This window comes from Streptomyces chengmaiensis, assembly GCF_029846775.1.
In the GTDB taxonomy this organism is placed as follows: Bacteria; Actinomycetota; Actinomycetes; order Streptomycetales; family Streptomycetaceae; genus Streptomyces; species Streptomyces chengmaiensis.
The window spans coordinates 1-16116 of the sequence record NZ_JARWBG010000014.1 but is presented as its reverse complement, the minus strand read 5'-3'; the positions used below and the strand labels follow the sequence as shown (position 1 = coordinate 16116).

The following is a 16116-nucleotide window of genomic DNA, read 5'->3' as shown; positions in this document are numbered from 1 at the left end:
GCCCACCGCAGGCTGCGAACGTCCGAACGCCTCAGCGCCCGGTCCACGATCTCCCGATCCGTCCCCGGTTCGCCGCGTGCGGCACGCGCGCTACAGCGGCTTGCGCATGGCGCGATGCGCGATGCCCGCGTCCTGCAACTCCGGCCCGTACGCCGCATATCCCAGCCGCTCGTAGAAGCCGAGCGCCTGGGTCTGCGCATGCAGGTCCACGGCGGCCAGACCGCGGGCCCGCGCCGCGTCCTCGATCGCCCGCACCAGCGCGGCGCCCACGCCCAGTCCGCGCGCCGCGCGGCTCACCGCGAGCCGGCCGAGCGAGCCGACGGCCGGGTCGCCGCCGGTGCGCTCCAGCGCCGGGGGGCCGTGCAGCAGCCGGCCCGTCCCCAGCGGCCGTCCGTCGCCGGAGACTGCCAGCACATGCACGGTGTCCAGGCCCTCGGCGTCGTACGCGTCGTACTCGAGCTCCTCAGGCACCTGCTGCTCGGCGACGAACACCTCCCTGCGGACCGCGAAACACGCCTCACGGTCGGCGGGGCCGTCGGCCACCCGCACCGTGTACGGGAGGCCGACCGGCGCTGCGTCGGAGGATGCGTCGCCGGTCACGCGCTCTCTGCGACGATCTTGTCCAGGGCCGACTGGAGATCCTCGGGGTAGTCGCTCGCGTACTCGACCCACCGGCCGTCCGCCGGGTGCTCGAAGCCCAGCCGCACCGCGTGCAGCCACTGCCGGGTCAGCCCCAGCCGCTTGGCCATGGTCGGGTCGGCGCCATAGGTCAGATCGCCCACGCACGGGTGCCGGTGTGCGGCCATGTGCACCCGGATCTGGTGCGTACGGCCGGTTTCCAGCTTGATGTCCAGCAGGGACGCGGCGCGGTACGCCTCGATCAGGTCGTAGTGCGTCACCGACGGCTTGCCGTCCGCCGTCACCGCCCACTTGTAGTCGTGGCTGGGGTGGCGGCCGATCGGCGCGTCGATCGTCCCGCTCAGCGGATCAGGGTGCCCCTGCACCAGCGCGTGGTAGCGCTTGTCGACCGTGCGGTCCCGGAACTGCTGCTTGAGCAGCGTGTACGCGCGCTCCGACTTGGCGACCGCCATCAGTCCGGAAGTGCCCACGTCCAGCCGGTGCACGATGCCCTGCCGCTCCGCGGCGCCGGACGTCGAGATCCGGTACCCGGCCGCCGCGAGGCCGCCGATCACCGTGGGCCCGCTCCAGCCGGGGCTCGGGTGGGCGGCCACACCCACCGGTTTGACGATCACGACGATGTCGTCGTCGTCATGGACGATCTCCATGCCCTCGACGGGCTCCGCCACGACCTGCACCGGCGCGGGCGCCTGCGGCATCTCCACCTCGAGCCACGCACCGCCGCGGACCCGCTCGGACTTGCCCACCACCGAGCCGTCGACCTGTACCTTCCCGGCCGCGGCCAGATCGGCCGCCTTGGTGCGGGAGAACCCGAACATACGGGAGATGGCGGCGTCGACGCGCTCGCCCTCCAGTCCGTCGGGTACGGGCAGGGTGCGGATCTCGGGAATCGTGCTCACCCGACGAGTATGCCTTGTCAGTCCTTGTGCACGGTCCCGTCGGGGTCGAGACCCCTGAAGGAGAGGATCACGATCAGGAAGCCTCCGCAGACGATCGCGGAGTCGGCGAGATTGAAGACGGCGAAGTGCGCGGGCGCGATGAAGTCGACGACCGCTCCCTCGAAGACCCCGGGCGAACGGAAGAGCCGGTCGGTGAGATTGCCCAGCGCACCGCCCAGCAGCAGACCGAGGGCGATCGCCCAGGGCGTGCTGTAGAGCTTGCGCGCCAGTCGGACGATCACGACGATCACCACCGCCGCGATCAGTGTGAAGATCACGGTGAACGCCTCGCCGATGCCGAAGGCGGCTCCGGGGTTGCGGACGGCTTCGAACTTCAGCAGATCCCCGATGATCTCGATCGGCTCGTGGTGCTCCAGCTTGGCCACCACGATCATCTTGCTGCCGAGGTCCAGCAAGTAGGCGAAGACCGCCACCCCGAGCAGCATGGCGATCTTGCGCTTGCCCTTGGGCTGCTCTGCGGGCGCCGCAGCCTCGTCGTCCACATCCGGCGTACCGATGGTGCGCTCCGCCTCTGCCACGTGAGTCCCTCAACCTAGGTGCCTGACTGACGTCGAGGGTACGGCACACACGTGCGGAGTCAGCCTCGGCGTTCCTGCTTCTGCTTGCACTCCACACAGAGCGTGGCGCGGGGGAATGCCTGCATCCGGTGCTTGCCGATCGGCTTGCCGCAGTTCTCACAGAGGCCGTAGGTGCCCGCGTCCAGCCGCTCCAGCGCATGCTCGGTCTGCAGCAGCATCTCCCGGGCGTTGGCGGCGAGGGCCAGCTCGTGCTCCCGTGTGATGTTCTTGGCCCCGGTGTCGGCGTCGTCGTGGCCCGCTCCCTCGCCGGAGTCCCGCATCAGCCCTTCCAGCGCCTCTTCCGCGGCGATGATCTCCGCAGTCAGCCGGCCGTACTCGCTCTGCAGTCCCGCGCGGGCCTCGGCGATCTCCGCGGGCGTCCACGGCTCCTCGCCGGGGCGCACCGCGAGTTCCCCGGGCGGCGTCCCGGCGGCGGTGCCGGCCGTGGGCACGGCGGTGCTCGTCTCTGCGGTCTTCTTGGCTGCCACCGTCCTGGCTCCTGTCTGCTGTGCGGCCTGGGCCGCCCCCTGGGCCGCGGCTGCGGCCTTCTTCGCGCCGGCCTTGCCGGCCGGCGTCTTCTGCGCCGCCTTCCTGGCGGTGGCGGACTTCTTCGCGGCGGTCGTCTTCTTCGCCGCGGTCTTCGTCGGCGGCGACTTCTTGGCCGTGGTCTTCTGGGCGGTCGTCTTCTTCGCCGTCGTCTTCTTCGCCGCGGTCTTCGTCGGCGGCGACTTCTTGGCCGTGGTCTTCTGGGCGGTCGTCTTCTTCGCCGTCGTCTTCTTCGCCGCGGTCTTCTTGGCCGCGGTCTTCTTGGCCGCGGTCTTCTTCGCCGCGGTCTTCTTCGCCGCGGTTGCGGCCTTCGCCGTCTTCTTCGCGGCCGTCTTCCTGGCCGCCGCCTTCTTCGCGACGGTCTTCTTGGCCGCCTTCTTCCCGGTCTCCGCATTCTTCGCCGGAGCCGACTCCTCGGCGGCGCCCTTCTTGGCGGCCGTCGCCTTCTTCGCCGCGGTCTTGGCAGCCGTCCTTCTCGCGACGGTCGCCTTCTCCGCAGTCTGCTTCGTCGCCTTCGCCGTCGTCTTCTTCGCCGCCGACCCTCCGCCCGTCCCGCTCGCGGCCTTCTTGGCGGCCGCGCCCTTCGTGCCGCCCGGTCCCTTCGCAGCCGCCGCTTTCTTCTCGGCGGTCTTCTTCGCCACCATGGCCGCGGCCCCTTCACATATTGTGATCTTGCTCGCGAATCGTGCTGGGACGATAAATCGACCCCAGCCCCTCGGCAACGGGGCACGCCGCCGGTTCAGCCCGCCCTCTGACCGCGACGAGTCGAGCCTGCATCCGTTGTGCCCAGCTCCCCGCCGCGTAATCCGCCACTCGGGGGACACCGGACCCCGCAGGACGTCATATGACCATTCGGGTCAACCACGCACCGCCCGGCCGCCGCGCGGGGCTCGTCGGGAAAACCGGTCCGACAGTGCCCCGGCCGCCCCGTACACTGGGCGGTGCGAAAGGTTACGATGGGGACGAGTAGCGTCGTACGCAGCCATGAGCGACCCGGGGACGGTGCGAGCCCGGGGGCGAGCGCGATGTGAAGCATCACCCCTGAGCCGCCGGAAGAAAGCCCCGGGCCCTTCCTGACGCCCCGGGGTGAGTAGAACCGGCGTCGCGGCCTCAATGAGGGGGCTCACCGGCTTGGCCGGCGGGCCAAGGAGGGTGGTACCGCGGGAGCACGCATCAGGCGCTCTCGTCCCTCCGGCGGAACAGCGAATGTCCGTTGGAGGAGCTCGTCGATGACACCACCCCAGTACCGTCAGGTGCCCGCCCAGGTCGACCTGCCCGCGCTCGAGCACGCCGTGCTCGACTTCTGGCACGAGGCCAAGATCTTCGCCAAGAGCCTGGAGCAGTCCGAGGGCCGCCCCGAGTGGGTGTTCTACGAGGGCCCGCCCACAGCCAACGGCATGCCCGGCGCGCACCACATCGAGGCACGCGTCTTCAAGGACGTCTTCCCCCGCTTCCGCACGATGCGCGGCTACCACGTGGCCCGCAAGGCGGGCTGGGACTGCCATGGCCTGCCGGTGGAGCTCGCCGTCGAGAAGGAGCTCGGCTTCTCCGGCAAGAAGGACATCGAGGCCTACGGCATCGCGGAGTTCAACGCCAAGTGCCGGGAGTCGGTGACCCGCCACACGGACGCGTTCGCCGAGCTGACGACGCGCATGGGGTACTGGACCGACCTCGACGACGCCTACCGCACGATGAACCCCTCGTACATCGAGTCCGTCTGGTGGTCCCTGAAGGAGATCTTCAACAAGGGCCTGCTGGTCCAGGACCACCGCGTCGCGCCCTGGTGCCCGCGCTGCGGGACGGGGCTGTCGGACCACGAGCTGGCGCAGGGCTACGAGACGGTCGTCGACCCCTCCGTATACGTCCGTTTCCCGCTCACCTCCGGACCGCTGGCCGGCGAGGCGGCCCTCCTGGTGTGGACGACCACCCCGTGGACCCTGGTGTCCAACACGGCCGTGGCCGCCCACCCCGATGTCACCTACGTCGTGGCGACGAACGGCGAGGAGAAGCTGGTCGTCGCCGAGCCGCTGCTGGAGAAGGCACTGGGCGAAGGCTGGGAAGCCACCGGCCAGAGCTTCCGGGGCGCGGAGATGGAGCGCTGGACGTACCAGCGCCCCTTCGCCCTCGTGGACTTCCCGAGCGCCGGCGAGGGAAGCGCCGAGCACGGCCCGGGGACGGCGCACTTCGTGGTGAACGCCGAATACGTCACCACCGAGGACGGCACGGGTCTGGTCCACCAGTCCCCCGCCTTCGGTGAGGAGGACCTCAAGGTGTGCCGTGCCTACGGCCTGCCCGTGGTGAACCCGGTCCGCCCCGACGGCACCTTCGAGGAGGGCGTCCCGCTGGTCGGCGGCGTCTTCTTCAAGAAGGCTGACGAGGCGCTCACCGCGGACCTGGACGCCCGCGGCCTGCTGTTCCGGCACATCCCGTACGAGCACAGCTATCCGCACTGCTGGCGCTGCCACACCGCACTGCTCTACTACGCCCAGCCGTCCTGGTACATCCGCACCACCGCGATCAAGGACCGGCTGCTGGAGGAGAACGAGCGCACCAACTGGTTCCCCGAGTCGGTCAAGCAGGGCCGCTTTGGCGACTGGCTGAACAACAACATCGACTGGGCGCTGTCCCGCAACCGCTACTGGGGCACGCCGCTGCCGATCTGGCACTGCGAGGACGGCCATCTGACCTGCGTGGGCTCGCGCGCGGAGCTGACGGAGCTGACCGGCCGGGACCAGTCCGGCCTTGACCCGCACCGCCCCTTCATCGACGAGGTCACCTTCCCCTGCCCGCAGTGCCGGCAGACCGCGACCCGCGTCCCCGAGGTCATCGACGCCTGGTACGACTCGGGATCGATGCCGTTCGCGCAGTGGGGCTACCCCTACAAGAACAAGGACGTCTTCGAGAAGCGCTACCCGGCGCAGTTCATCTCGGAGGCCATCGACCAGACCCGTGGCTGGTTCTACACGCTGATGGCGGTCGGCACGCTCGTCTTCGACAAGTCGTCGTACGAGAACGTGGTCTGCCTGGGCCACATCCTCGCCGAGGACGGCCGCAAGATGTCCAAGCACCTGGGCAACATCCTGCAGCCCATCCCGCTCATGGACCAGCACGGCGCGGACGCGGTGCGCTGGTTCATGGCCGCCGGCGGCTCGCCGTGGGCCGCGCGGCGCGTGGGCCACGGCACGATCCAGGAAGTCGTCCGCAAGACGCTCCTGACCTACTGGAACACGGTCGCCTTCCAGGCCCTGTACGCGCGCACGTCCGGGTGGGCGCCGTCGGCGGCGGACCCGGCCCCGGCCGAGCGCACGGTGCTCGACCGCTGGCTGCTGTCCGAGCTGCACGCGCTGACCGACCAGGTCACCCAGGCCATGGACTCCTACGACACCCAGCGCGCCGGCAAGCTGCTCTCCGCGTTCGTCGACGATATGTCGAACTGGTACGTGCGCCGGTCGCGCCGCCGCTTCTGGCAGGGCGACGCCGCGGCGCTGCGGACCCTGCACGACGTGATCGAGACGGTGACCCGGCTGATGGCGCCGCTCGTGCCGTTCATCACCGAGCGGGTCTGGCAGGACCTCGTGGTGCCCGTGACGCCAGGCGCCCCGGAGTCGGTGCACCTCGCCGACTGGCCCGAGGCCGACCTCTCGGCCGTCGACCCGACGCTCTCGCAGCAGATGGTCCTGGTGCGACGCCTGGTCGAGCTGGGCCGGGCCACGCGGGCCGAGTCCGGAGTCAAGACCCGTCAGCCGCTGTCGCGTGCGCTGGTTGCGGCGTCCGGATTCGAATCCCTGTCCGATGGGCTGCGGGCGCAGATCACCGAGGAGCTGAACGTCACCTCCCTCGACTCGCTCTCCGCGGTCGGCGGATCGCTGGTCGACACCACGGCCAAGGCCAACTTCCGGGCGCTGGGCAAGCGCTTCGGCAAGCGGGTGCAGGCGGTGGCCAAGGTGATCGCCGAGGCGGACGCGGCGGCGCTGTCCCTGGCGCTGCGCTCCGGCGAGGCCTCGGTCGAGGTCGACGGTGAGACGGTCGCCCTCTCCCCGGAGGAGGTCATCATCACCGAGACACCGCGCGAGGGCTGGTCCGTCGCCTCCGACTCCGGCGCCACGGTCGCCCTCGACCTGGAGATCACCCCGGAGCTGCGGCGCGCGGGGCTGGCGCGGGACGCGATCCGGCTGATCCAGGAAGCCCGCAAGAACAGCGGCCTCGACGTCGCCGACCGGATCGTCCTGCGGTGGCGGTCCGCGGACGCGGAGGTGCGGGCGGCGCTGGCCGACCATGCGGAGCTGATCTCGGATGAGGTGCTCGCGACGGACTTCGCGGAGGGCGACGCCGACGATGCCTATGGCAGGCCTTTCACGGACGAGTCCCTGGCCCTGACCTTCCGCCTCCGCAAGGCGTAGGCGCCCCGCGCCCCGCGACTCCGACAGGCCCGGCCACCCGAGGTGGCCGGGCCTGTCGCTTTTCCCCTGGCCACCTTTTTCCCCTGGCCACCTTCCCGAACCTGGGGCTCCGCAGCAGACCCCGCGCCTCAAACTCCCCCAGCTATGGCTGGGAGGTCCCCCCAGGCGAGGCTGGAGAATCCAGCCCGTCCGGCGCTTGCGGACACGGCCGAAGGCCGTGGGGGGTTTGGAGGCCTGCCCCCAGTTTCGGGAAGGGGCGGGCAAGGGGCAGAACAAGGCCCGGGCCCGGTACGCATGCGTACCGGGCCCGGGCCTCTGATGCCTGCCGACGGCTACGCGCTCAGCGCGCGTACACCCGCCTCAGCTGTCGTCCTCGTCGATGAGGAAGCCCCGCATCGGCGACGGCGCCTGCTGCATCGGCTGCGGCGCCTGCGGCCGCACCGGCGCCATCGGCTGGGTCATCGCCGGGGACATCTGCTGCTGACCGCCGTACGACGGGCCGCTGGAGGAGCCGCCGCCGTGGCCGCCCATCGAGGGGCCGGAGCCCATGGGCTGGTTGCCGCCGTACGAGGGGGCGCCGGCGCCGGCCGGGGCCATCGACGGGGACGCCGGAAGTGACGCCGCCGCCGGGGTTCGCGGCGGGGCCAGCGAGTCGTCCGCCTGGGTCTCCAGCTGACGCAGCTGGCTCTCCAGGTAGGACTTCAGACGGGTGCGGTACTCGCGTTCGAACCCGCGAAGATCCTCGACCTTCCGCTCCAGCGTGGCGCGCGCCGACTCGAGGGAGCCCATGGCGACACGGTGCTTCTCCTGCGCGTCCCGCTCGAGCGCGTCCGCCTTGGCACGGGCGTCGCGCTCCAGGCCCTCGGCGCGGCTGCGCGCCTCGCCGACGATCTTGTTGGCCTCGGAGCGGGCCTCCGCGATCGCCTGGTCCGCGGTCTGCTGGGCGAGCGAGAGCACACGGGCGGCGCTGTCGCCGCCGGGACCCTGGCCCGGCTGCGGCATCTGCGGGCCGTGACCGCCCATGGGGCCGCCCATCGGTCCGCCCATGGGGCCGCCCTGCATGGGACCGGGACCGTGCGGGCCCTGGGGACCCTGCGGTCCGCCGTGGCTGGGACCGGCCGGCAGCTGCGGAGCCCCACCGGGCAGCTGGGGCGGGCCCATCTGCGGCGGCTGCTGCTGGACCGGTGGTCCGGATATGGCGGCGGGCACCGGACCGCCGCCCTGGCGGTCCTGCGGCGGCTCCTGCTGTTTGCGCATCCCCTGCTGCTGGTTCTGCGCGGCGGCGCGCGTCGCAGCGGCCAGCTTGGCGCGCAGATCCTCGTTCTCGCGGAGCAGGCGGGTCAGTTCGGCCTCGACCTCGTCGAGGAACGCATCGACCTCGTCCTCGTCATAGCCTTCTCGGAGACGGACGGTCGTGAACTGCTTGTTCCGCACGTCCTCGGGGGTCAGCGGCATCTCTTCTTCACCTCTACGTAGTCGTCGGCAGTCGGCAAGACCGTATCGCTCACAACCATCACCCCACGTTGCCCACGATGGAGATGAGGATGTAGACGATGATCATCAGAACGAAGAAGGACAGGTCGAGTGCCACGCCCCCGAGACGCAGCGGCGGGATGAACCGCCGCAGAAGCTTGAGCGGTGGATCGGTGACAGTGTAGGTGGCCTCCAAGAGGACCACCATCGCCTTGCCGGGTTGCCATGAACGTGCGAACTGGAAGACATAGTCCATGACCAGCCGGAAGATCAGCACGACCAGGAAGCACACCAGCGCGATGTAGACCACATCCAGTGCCACGCCCATCCCGCGCTTCCCTCTCCCCTGGCTCTGTCGATTCCGGCCGGTCGGCCGGGTCGTTCCCGGTGTCGTGTTCTCAGCTCTGGTTGAAGAATCCGCCCTCTGCGATGCGGGCCTTGTCCTCCGCCGTGACATCGACGTTAGCAGGAGACAACAGGAACACCTTCTGCGTCACCCGCTCAATGCTGCCATGCAGGCCGAACACCAGACCGGCCGCAAAGTCGACAAGTCGCTTTGCGTCCGTGTCGTCCATCTCCGTGAGGTTCATGATCACCGGAGTGCCCTCACGGAAGTGTTCCCCGATGGTACGGGCCTCGTTATAGGTCCGGGGGTGCAATGTGGTGATGCGGTAGGCCTCCCGCTCGGACACGACCTTGGGCATGATCACCGGCGCGTTCTTCTCCAGGCTCGGACGTTCGGGTGTGATAGATGCCACTGGGGCGATTCGCGCCGCATGCCCGCTCTCCACCGGAAGCGGCACCGGGTCGCGCGGCGCGGGCGGCTGCACCGCACGCACCGGCTCCTCGCGCTCCACCTGGTGCGGGGGCTGGCGCCTGCGGTGATCCCGCTCCGGCTCCGGCTCGGGTTCGAAGTCGTCGTCGGGGTCAAAGCCCCGGCCGTCGTACCCATCGTCCTCCACGAGGCCGAGGTAGACCGCCATCTTGCGCATAGCGCCGGCCATTCTCTGAGTCCTCCGCTCTGTGGTGGATCGCCCTTGTCACAGACATCGCAGCGTCGCCAAGTGCCCGCGATCCACTCGGCCCGTCCCGTTTCAGCGGGAATGACCATATTTTCTGCTGTGGTCCGACTTGCTTCGCGACGTTACCCGAGCCGGGGGCGGACTCCGAGTACCGCAGTGCCGATGCGCACATGTGTCGCTCCGGCGGCCACGGCGTCCTCGAGGTCCGCACTCATCCCTGCTGACACCATGTTTGCAGCAGGATGGCCCGAGCGCAGGCGGGATGAGAATTCCATCAGCCGCTCGAACGCCGCCCGTTGTCTTCCGGCGTAGGGTCCGGCGAGCGGGGCGACCGTCATCAGTCCGTCGAGCCGCAGTGCGGGCGCGTCAGCCACGGCCGCCGCCAACTGCTCGATGCCGTCCGGCGCCACCCCCCCTCTGGCGCCCCGGTGGCCGGACTCGGCGTCCAGCGCCACCTGGATGAGGCAGCCCAGCTCACGCCCGGTGCGCACGGCGGCCGCGGAGAGCGAGTTCACCAGCTTCAACCGATCGACCGACTGCACCACATCGGCATAACCCGCCACAGAGCGCACCTTATTGGTCTGCAACTGTCCGACGAAGTGCCAGGTGAGGTCCAGATCCGAACAGGCGGCGGCCTTCGGCGCCGCGTCCTGGTCGCGGTTCTCCGCCACATGCCGCACCCCGAGCTCGTGGAGCAGCCGGACGTCGTCGGCGGGGTAGGTCTTGGTGACCACGATGAGGGTCACTTCCTCCCGCTTCCGGCCGGCGGCCGCGCACGCGGTGGCGATACGTTCCTCCACCGCGGTCAGATTCCGGGCCAGCTCGGTCTTGCGGTCCGTCATGCCTCATCCAGCCAGACGTATCCGGCGAGCCGCCCGGTCGTGCGGTCGCGTCGGTAGGAGTAGTGGTCCCTGGACTCCAGGGTGCAGATCCCCGAGCGGTGACGCCGCCGCACGCCCAGCGCTTCGAGCTGGGCGTGCACACCGGCGGTGACGTCGACGGCCGGGGTGCCCCAACTCGTCTCGGACCAGGCGGCCGGCTCGACCGCGGCCACGTCCGCCCGCATCTGTTGGGGAACTTCGTAGCAGCGTCCGCAGACGGCCGGTCCGGTGCGGGCGATGATGCGGCCGGGCTCCGCGCCCAGCGATCTCATCGCCTCGACCGCGGCGGGCACCACGCCCTTGGCCATTCCGGGCCGGCCGGCATGGGCCGCCGCCGCCACCCCTGCGACCGGGTCGGCCAGCAGTACGGGGGTGCAGTCGGCCGTGAGCACGGCGAGCGCGAGCCCTCGGCGGGCGGTGACCACGGCGTCGACCGGTGTGGCCGGCCCGGCCGGCCAGGGTCCCGCGACGACGGCGACGTCCTTGCCGTGCACCTGGTTCATCCAGACGACCGCGTCCGGGTCAAGGCCGAGCGCCTTGGCCGCCAGCTCGCGGTTGGCACGCACGGCTCCGGGGTCGTCGCCCACCGCTCCGCCGAGGTTGAGCTCCTCGTACGGAGCGGCGCTCACCCCGCCCCACCTGTCGGTGAAGGCGAAGTGCGCGCCGCTCTCGTGTATCGCGTCGGGCCGCACGGTCACTTCAGGAAGTCCGGGACATCCAGCTCCTCCGCCGGGCTGTCCTGGTACGGACGGGCCGGCGGGACCTGCGGGGAGGAGGCCGAGGCGGAGAGATCGTTCGCCGCCGGGGCGGGCTCGGCCGGGGCGGCGGCCGGCTCCTCGCGCAGCGGCACCGCGCCCAGGCCGCCGGAGGTGCGCGGCGGCTCGGCGGGGGTCCGCGCCGGGGCGGGCGCCGGCTGCTCCTCCCGCTTGCTGGAGGAGGAGCCGATCACGTTCTCCCGGCGGGCCGGGGGCTGGCCGCCGTCGAAGCCTGCGGCGATCACGGTGACCCGCACCTCGTCGCCCAGCGCGTCGTCGATGACCGCGCCGAAGATGATGTTGGCTTCGGGGTGGGCCGCCTCGCTCACCAGCTGGGCCGCTTCGTTGATCTCGAAGAGTCCGAGGTCGGACCCGCCGGAGATGGACAGCAGCACGCCGCGCGCGCCGTCGATGGACGCCTCCAGCAGCGGCGAGGAGATCGCCATCTCGGCCGCGGCCACGGCGCGGTCGTCGCCGCGTGCCGAGCCGATGCCCATGAGCGCCGAACCCGCCTCGGACATGACCGACTTGACGTCGGCGAAGTCCAGGTTGATCAGGCCGGGCGTGGTGATGAGGTCGGTGATGCCCTGGACGCCGGAGAGGAGCACCTGGTCGGCGGACTTGAACGCGTCCAGCACGCTGACCTGGCGGTCCGAGATCGAGAGCAGTCGGTCGTTCGGGATGACGATGAGGGTGTCGACCTCTTCGCGGAGGGCCGCGATGCCGTCTTCGGCCTGATTGGCGCGGCGGCGGCCCTCGAAGGTGAAGGGTCGGGTGACCACGCCGATGGTCAGCGCGCCCAGCGAGCGCGCGATGTTGGCCACGACCGGCGCGCCGCCGGTGCCGGTGCCGCCGCCCTCTCCCGCGGTGACGAAGACCATGTCGGCCCCCTTGAGGACCTCCTCGATCTCCTCTCGGTGGTCCTCTGCCGCCTTCCGGCCGACGTCCGGGTTGGCCCCGGCCCCCAGGCCGCGGGTGAGTTCGCGGCCGACGTCGAGCTTGACGTCGGCGTCGCTCATCAACAGGGCTTGTGCGTCTGTGTTGATCGCGATGAACTCGACGCCCTTGAGACCGACCTCGATCATTCGGTTGATGGCATTGACACCACCGCCGCCGACACCGATGACCTTGATGACTGCGAGGTAGTTCTGCGGTGCTGCCACGTCGAAGGCCTCTCGCCTCGAGTTACGTGTCGCCGCTTCGCGGTTGCCCGCGCCGCGACGACGGATGCCGATGGGGCGGTCCGAATTGCCGACCCAAACCCTAACGTTGAACTTCAGGGTTACCAGTGTGTCCGTTCGCTGGACTCTTCCGAACAGGACACTAAGTCGACAAGTGGCGCACGTTCAACGAACACGCCGAACCTCCCGTTTTTCTTTTCACCCTATGTGATCAGCGCTTGCGCTGACCAACCAGGGTGCTGGCCAGCACGTATGTGCGTCAACTCCCCGATGCCGCAGGGGCGGTAGGAGCGCTCACATCGAAGTGCCGCGCACGCGGCTGTGCTTTCATAAGCGCCGTGAGCGCCCGTGCCTTCGCGGGCCCCTGCTCACCGCTCCCCCACGCCACGGTCCGACCATCGGCCAACTCGACTGAAATATGGTCGTACGAGCGGACCACTATGGTGCGGGTCGCCTCGACGACGTCCGCGGGAAGCTCGCCCCGGACCCGTACGGCTTCCGTGACGAGCCGTTCGACGCCGAAGCGCCGCAGGCTCGGCGAGGAGTCCGCGTCGAGTTCCAGAAGAGGCACGCCCCGGGGGGCCCTGGCCACCGTCGCGAAACGAACGCCCTCGGCGTCCACTTCGACGAATGCGTCGCTCTTCTCCAGCACCAGGACAGGGCGGCGCTCCCGCACTTCGAGAACGACGGTACTCGGCCACGACCGCACCACCTCCACCGAGTGGATGCGCGGGAGCCTCTTGCGCAGCCGCGCCTCCACGGCGTCCGCGTCCACCGAGACAAGCGGCGCGCCCATGGGGACCTCGGCGGCCGCCCGCACCTCCCCCGGGGTGAGCACCTGGGCGCCGGTCGTGCGCACCCGCTCCACACGCAGCCACTCCGAGCCGTACAGCAGCCAGACCGCGCCGGCGGTCAGGGCCAGCGCGGCGAGAGCGATGAGCAGGGTGCGGGGACCGGGCAGCCGGCCGGCTGGATGCCGGGGGCGCGGCGGGCGGACGGCCGGGCCGGAACCCGAGTCGGAGGGGCCGTCGGAGCGTGCCCGTTCCCCGCGCTGTGCGGCAGCAGTCCGTCCGGCCACGCTCCGGTCTCCTTCCGGCCCGGCTTCCCCGCGGGTGCGTCCCGGGGGAAGCGCCCGCGCGCACCTCAGCGTGCGGAGATCGCCTCGTACACCATGCCGACGAGCAGCTCGTCGGCGTCCCTGCGGCCGAACTCCGAGGCCGCGCGGGACATCTCGTACAGCCGGTGCGGATCGGCGAGCACCGGGAGCACATTGCCCTGCACCCACTCGGGGGTCAGCTCGGCGTCGTCGACCAGCAGCCCGCCGCCGGCCTTGACCACCGGCTGGGCGTTGAGCCGCTGCTCGCCGTTGCCGATCGGCAGCGGGACATAGGCGGCGGGGAGCCCGACGGCGGAGAGTTCGGCGACGGTCATCGCGCCCGCGCGGCAGAGCATCATGTCGGCCGCGGCATAGGCGAGATCCATCCGGTCCACGTACGGTACCGGGAGGTACGGCGGCATCCCGGGCATGTTGTCCACGTGTGGCACTTCGTTCTTGGGGCCGACCGCGTGCAGGATCTGGATGCCGGAGCGCTGGAGCACCGGGGCGATCTGCTGGACGACCTCGTTGAGGCGGCGCGCGCCCTGGGAGCCCCCGGAGACCAGGAGCGTGGGGAGGTGGGGGTCGAGCCCGAAGGCCGCTCGCGCCTCGGGGCGCACCTGGGCGCGGTCGAGGGTGGCGATGGAGCGGCGCAGCGGGATGCCGATGTAGCGGGCGCCGCGCAGCTTGCTGTCGGGGGTGGAGACCGCGACCTGGCTGGCGTAGCGGGAACCGATCTTGTTGGCGAGTCCCGGCCGGGCGTTGGCCTCGTGGATCACGATGGGAACGCCGAGGCGCTTGGCGGCCAGATAGCCGGGCAGCGCCACATAGCCGCCGAAGCCGACGACGCAGTCGGCCTTGGTGCGCTCCAGGACCTGCTCGGCGGCCTTGATGGTGCCGCGCAGCCGCCCGGGCACGGTGATCAGCTCGGGTGTGGGCTTGCGCGGCAGCGGCACGGCGGGGATGAGCGCCAGCTCATAGCCCCGCTCCGGCACGAGCCTGGTCTCCAGGCCGCGCTCCGTGCCGAGTGCCGTGATCCCCACGGTCGGGTCCTGCCTGCGCAGGGCGTCCGCGAGGGCGAGCGCGGGCTCGATGTGGCCGGCGGTCCCCCCGCCGGCGAGTACGACATGCACCGAAATTCACCGCTCTCCGGACGGACGCTTCTTGACGCGCCGTCTCATCGTCTTCCATCTCACCCCGGGCCTCCGCATGGCCAGGGCCGCTTTCGCGGCGGGATCCTGACGCGCGAAGGCGATCAGCAGCCCGACGGCGAACATGGTCGGCAGCAGGGCCGACCCTCCGTAGGAGAACAGCGGGAGCGGGACACCGGCGATCGGCAGCAGACCGAGCACCGCACCGATGTTGACCACGGCCTGGGCCGTGATCCAGGTGGTCACTCCTCCCGCCGCGTACCGTACGAAGGGGTCCTCCGTGCGTCCGGCCACGCGGATACCCGCATAGCCTAGAGCCGCGAACAGAACGAGCACCGACAGCGTCCCCGCCAGGCCCAGTTCCTCCCCGGCGATGGCGAAGATGAAGTCGGTGTGCGGTTCGGGGAGTTGGCCCCATTTTTCCACACTCGCACCGAGACCGGAACCGAACCATCCGCCGGAGGCAAGAGCATAGATGCCGTGCACGGCCTGCCAGCACTCGCCTTCCGGGCCCAGCTCGATCGCACCGACGCAGGACAGCCGGTCCATCCGGTTCTGGCTGGTGCCGATCAGCAGGGCGCCGACGGTCCCCGCGACGGCGAGCACGCCCACGAACAGCCTGGTGGGCGCCCCGGCCAGCCAGAGCAGCCCGAAGAGGATGGCGGTGAGGATCATGGCCGTGCCCATGTCCCCGCCGAGCATGATCAGGCCGAGGAGCATAAAGGCCACGGGGACGAGCGGCACCAGCAGATGCTTCCACTGGGTCAGCAGCCGCTTGTCGTTCTTGCGGGCGAGCAGGTCCGCGCCCCACAGGATCAGTGCCAGCTTGCCGAACTCGCTGGGCTGCAGCTGGAAGGGGCCGCCGAGGTGGATCCAGTTCTGGTTGCCGTTGACGGCATGCCCTATCCCGGGGATCTGGACGAGCACCATCAGGAAGACCGTGCCCACCAGGAGGGGGTAGGACAGCGCCCGGTGGAGTCTGACCGGCATCCGGGAGGCCAGGAAGAGCAGTCCCGCGCCGAGGACGGCGGCGAGGAACTGCTTGCGGAAGAAGTACGAGGCCGGCAGCGACAGGTTCAGCGCCTGGATCATCGACGCGGAGTAGACCATGACCAGGCCGAGCACGGTCAGCAGCAGGGAACTGCCGAGGATCAGGTAGTACGCGGTGAGCGGCCGGTCCCAGGCCCGCCGGGCCTGCTCGTACAGCTTCTTCACCCGCCCGAGCCCGGCGGGGCCGCGGACGCCCGGGGTGCGTCCGCGCCCGCCGCCGCGGGGTGCGGGCGGCCGCCGCGACGCCGCCGCGGTCCGGCTGCGCAGCACGACCCCGCCTGAGGCGAGGGCGGGTGCGGCTACGGGTGCGAAAGCCGGCAGCACGCGCTCCGCCGACGCCGCGAGTTGCTCCCGCAGGGTCCGGGCCGCGGCTCGGACCGCGGCGATGTCCCCGGCTCCCGGCGGG

Annotated in this window: 14 protein-coding genes; 1 reads left to right on the top strand and 13 read right to left on the bottom strand. The window is 70.7% G+C overall.

Annotation, left to right across the window (positions count from 1 at the left end; translation table 11 throughout):
* Positions 1-90 precede the first annotated feature (90 nt).
* The 4 genes from QCN29_RS14170 to QCN29_RS14155 are packed head-to-tail and all read right to left on the bottom strand — an operon-like array spanning position 91 to position 3345.
* Positions 91-600, bottom strand: a complete 510-nt coding sequence (locus QCN29_RS14170; RefSeq protein WP_279928269.1) for a GNAT family N-acetyltransferase — start codon at positions 598-600, stop codon at positions 91-93.
* Positions 597-1538 carry an RluA family pseudouridine synthase gene (locus QCN29_RS14165; RefSeq protein WP_279928268.1) on the bottom strand — a complete coding sequence of 314 codons (942 nt, stop codon included), beginning with the start codon at positions 1536-1538 and terminating at the stop codon, positions 597-599. Before QCN29_RS14165 ends, QCN29_RS14170 begins: the two co-directional genes overlap by 4 nt.
* 17 nt (positions 1539-1555) lie before the next feature.
* The gene (gene lspA, locus QCN29_RS14160; RefSeq protein WP_240139783.1) at positions 1556-2116 is read right to left on the bottom strand and encodes a signal peptidase II; all 561 of its coding nucleotides are present in this window, start codon (positions 2114-2116) and stop codon (positions 1556-1558) included.
* 59 nt (positions 2117-2175) lie between these two features.
* Positions 2176-3345 (bottom strand): TraR/DksA family transcriptional regulator, encoded by a 1170-nt coding sequence (locus QCN29_RS14155; protein WP_279928266.1) that lies wholly within the window; start codon positions 3343-3345, stop codon positions 2176-2178.
* Between the two features lie 585 nt (positions 3346-3930).
* Between QCN29_RS14155 and ileS the strand changes: the two genes are divergently transcribed.
* Complete coding sequence (gene ileS / locus QCN29_RS14150) at positions 3931-7101, top strand: isoleucine--tRNA ligase (RefSeq protein ID WP_279928265.1); 3171 nt, start codon at positions 3931-3933, stop codon at positions 7099-7101.
* A gap of 360 nt (positions 7102-7461) precedes the next feature.
* On the opposite strand, the gene QCN29_RS14145 is transcribed toward ileS, so the two are convergent.
* The 9 genes from QCN29_RS14145 to ftsW form a co-directional block, all read right to left on the bottom strand.
* Positions 7462-8556 carry a DivIVA domain-containing protein gene (locus tag QCN29_RS14145; protein WP_279928264.1) on the bottom strand — a complete coding sequence of 365 codons (1095 nt, stop codon included), beginning with the start codon at positions 8554-8556 and terminating at the stop codon, positions 7462-7464.
* Positions 8557-8614: 58 nt separating this feature from the next.
* Positions 8615-8902: a YggT family protein gene (locus QCN29_RS14140; RefSeq protein WP_240139787.1), complete on the bottom strand. Its 288-nt coding sequence runs from the start codon at positions 8900-8902 to the stop codon at positions 8615-8617.
* Positions 8903-8972: 70 nt separating this feature from the next.
* Positions 8973-9578 carry a cell division protein SepF gene (gene sepF, locus QCN29_RS14135; RefSeq protein WP_240139788.1) on the bottom strand — a complete coding sequence of 202 codons (606 nt, stop codon included), beginning with the start codon at positions 9576-9578 and terminating at the stop codon, positions 8973-8975.
* Positions 9579-9718: 140 nt separating this feature from the next.
* Positions 9719-10438 (bottom strand): YggS family pyridoxal phosphate-dependent enzyme, encoded by a 720-nt coding sequence (locus tag QCN29_RS14130; RefSeq protein ID WP_279928262.1) that lies wholly within the window; start codon positions 10436-10438, stop codon positions 9719-9721.
* Positions 10435-11175 carry a peptidoglycan editing factor PgeF gene (gene pgeF, locus QCN29_RS14125; protein ID WP_279928261.1) on the bottom strand — a complete coding sequence of 247 codons (741 nt, stop codon included), beginning with the start codon at positions 11173-11175 and terminating at the stop codon, positions 10435-10437. The genes QCN29_RS14130 and pgeF overlap by 4 nt, the downstream gene beginning before the upstream one ends.
* Positions 11172-12395 carry a cell division protein FtsZ gene (ftsZ, locus tag QCN29_RS14120; protein ID WP_279928259.1) on the bottom strand — a complete coding sequence of 408 codons (1224 nt, stop codon included), beginning with the start codon at positions 12393-12395 and terminating at the stop codon, positions 11172-11174. Before ftsZ ends, pgeF begins: the two co-directional genes overlap by 4 nt.
* A gap of 277 nt (positions 12396-12672) precedes the next feature.
* Complete coding sequence (locus QCN29_RS14115; RefSeq protein ID WP_279928258.1) at positions 12673-13491, bottom strand: cell division protein FtsQ/DivIB; 819 nt, start codon at positions 13489-13491, stop codon at positions 12673-12675.
* A gap of 65 nt (positions 13492-13556) precedes the next feature.
* Positions 13557-14642, bottom strand: a complete 1086-nt coding sequence (gene murG / locus QCN29_RS14110) for an undecaprenyldiphospho-muramoylpentapeptide beta-N-acetylglucosaminyltransferase (protein ID WP_240139793.1) — start codon at positions 14640-14642, stop codon at positions 13557-13559.
* A 6-nt stretch (positions 14643-14648) separates the two neighbouring features.
* Entirely contained in the window at positions 14649-16034 is a 1386-nt protein-coding gene (gene ftsW, locus QCN29_RS14105; RefSeq protein WP_279928410.1) for a putative lipid II flippase FtsW, read from the bottom strand.
* Positions 16035-16116 lie beyond the last annotated feature (82 nt).

What these genes read in the sequence shown, in the direction of transcription:
- sepF (WP_240139788.1), bottom strand. Translation starts at nt 9,578, where the DNA reads ATGGCCGGCGCTATGCGCAAGATGGCGGTCTACCTCGGCCTCGTGGAG.
- QCN29_RS14155 (WP_279928266.1), bottom strand. Translation starts at nt 3,345, where the DNA reads ATGGTGGCGAAGAAGACCGCCGAGAAGAAAGCGGCGGCTGCGAAGGGA.
- QCN29_RS14130 (WP_279928262.1), bottom strand. Translation starts at nt 10,438, where the DNA reads ATGACGGACCGCAAGACCGAGCTGGCCCGGAATCTGACCGCGGTGGAG.
- QCN29_RS14145 (WP_279928264.1), bottom strand. Translation starts at nt 8,556, where the DNA reads ATGCCGCTGACCCCCGAGGACGTGCGGAACAAGCAGTTCACGACCGTC.
- ileS (WP_279928265.1), top strand. Translation starts at nt 3,931, where the DNA reads ATGACACCACCCCAGTACCGTCAGGTGCCCGCCCAGGTCGACCTGCCC.
- QCN29_RS14140 (WP_240139787.1), bottom strand. Translation starts at nt 8,902, where the DNA reads ATGGGCGTGGCACTGGATGTGGTCTACATCGCGCTGGTGTGCTTCCTG.